Origin of the sequence: Salipiger sp. PrR003 (assembly GCF_010500785.1) — a bacterium.
Classification (GTDB): Bacteria; Pseudomonadota; Alphaproteobacteria; order Rhodobacterales; family Rhodobacteraceae; genus Salipiger; species Salipiger pacificus_A.
The window spans coordinates 1-1,732 of the sequence record NZ_JAAGOV010000007.1 but is presented as its reverse complement, the minus strand read 5'-3'; the positions used below and the strand labels follow the sequence as shown (position 1 = coordinate 1,732).

Sequence of the window (1,732 nt, the reverse complement as noted above, 5' to 3'; positions counted from 1 at the left end):
TAGCCAGGGCCGTGTCCTCGGCCGAGGGCCTGCGGGCCGCACCACCCTGTCGATTTCTGCTGCCCTTGCTACCCCCGGCCTCGCCAGCGGGCAGGCCGGATAGCGCGCTATCCGGCTTCAACTATTTGGGACAAGAACCATGCTGGCAAAGAAACTCTATGCCTTCCCGATCTCCAAAGTTTTTCACCTCGATGACGCAGGAGAAGAACAGTTCCTGGGACTGAGATTTCGGTGGAACACAGGAGAGACCGAAATTGCCTGGGAGAAACCCGGCGCCTTCAAGATGGGCCTGATCGTTGAGGAGCCGATCCCTGCCTCATCTTCCCCGGGCCGGGCTTAGACCCGGCCCGCGCGGGTTGGCCTCGGCGGCGCAGACGCTGAGACCAACCCGCGAAATTTGGCGGGCCCCGCGTGAGCGAGGCCCGATCATCAGCTCCAAGCTGGGAAGCGCTTTAGGCGACCTGCTCGGCGGCGCTCCGCCCGGCCTGAGCCAGGATGAAGTCCACTGCCTTCTGCGCCTCCGACGCTGCGCGGAAGATCGTACGATTGTCGCCTTTCATGGCCGCAACCCACCCTTCAACGTAGCTCGCGCTCTGGTTAAACTCCGGCGCCACGCCGATCTGCACCCCGAGCATGCAGGCGCCGATCTCGGCGACCAACTCCTCGAAGGCGTAGGCCGTGCGGTCGGAGAAGCGCTTGAACCTGTCGAGACGTTTTTCCGAACCGCTCCAATGCGTCAGTTCATGAAGAACGGTTCCATAGAATGCCTGCGCGCTGAGAAACGTCTCGATCGGCGGCATGTGGATGTGATCCGCCCAGATGTCATAGTACGCTCGCGGCTCCGGGCTCGAATGGATCGCCGCGCCGGTGCGCGCGATGAACGCCTCAAGCTCCGGATCCGCCTTGGTGCCGAGATCCCGCACCGGCTCGGGGCGGGTATAGAAATCCTCCGGCAGGCCGTCGATCTGGTCGGAGTTGAACACGCGGTAGGCGCGGCAGTAGGGAATTTTCTTCTCGTCGCCGTCGTCACTCTCCCGCTCGACCGTGCCGAACTTCACCACCGTGGCCGACGTCTCGCCCTTGCGCACCTGCGCGCCAAGCTCCTGCGCCTGCCGATAGGTCATCCAGCGCGCCGAGGCATAACCTTTGCTGGCGGCCGTCGCCCAAAGCATCAGCACGTTGATGCCGCGATAGTCCTCGCCATTGAAGCGGGCCGGCATCTGCGCGCCACCTGCGCCGCCGGTCCAGGGCTTGCGCCAGGGCGGTGTGCCTACCTCGATCTGCGCAATGATCTCATCGGTGACGTGCTGGTAAACGTCGAATTTCGCCTTTGCCATTTGTGGCCTCCTTCGTGGTGTAGACGGTGGGGGCTCCAAGCCCGCCTTCCGCCGATGGGCTGCGCCTCGGCCAATCTGTCTGACCGGAAACGCATGTTTTCGGTCAGACAGAGTGGGTGAGGGCGAAGCCCGACCCACGGACCGGACACGGACAGTCAAAGGATCGAAGACGGGGGTGGTGCGGCCCGCAGCGCGCAGCGCGAGGACACGGCCCCGGCGCAGACGACGCCAGCGGCGGCGCTTGTCTTTTGACTTTCCGAGGCCGGTCTGTTGGGCGGACAAACAAACAGCATCATGCCACGGCGGGGGTGAGCGGGCGCAGCCCGTCGAACCCCTGCCCTGCCCTTCGGCCCCACGCGAGGCGCGCGCCCCGCGCGACTCTCCTCTGATCAATC

Annotated in this window: 2 protein-coding genes; one reads left to right on the top strand and one right to left on the bottom strand. The window is 64.7% G+C overall.

What is annotated here, in order from left to right:
- Positions 1 to 139 precede the first annotated feature (139 nt).
- Complete coding sequence (locus G0D83_RS00070) at positions 140 to 340, top strand: hypothetical protein (protein ID WP_164188512.1); 201 nt, start codon at positions 140 to 142, stop codon at positions 338 to 340.
- A 112-nt stretch (positions 341 to 452) separates the two neighbouring features.
- Here G0D83_RS00070 and G0D83_RS00065 read toward each other — a convergent pair whose 3' ends face one another.
- Entirely contained in the window at positions 453 to 1,337 is an 885-nt protein-coding gene (locus G0D83_RS00065; protein WP_164188510.1) for an ArdC family protein, read from the bottom strand.
- Positions 1,338 to 1,732 lie beyond the last annotated feature (395 nt).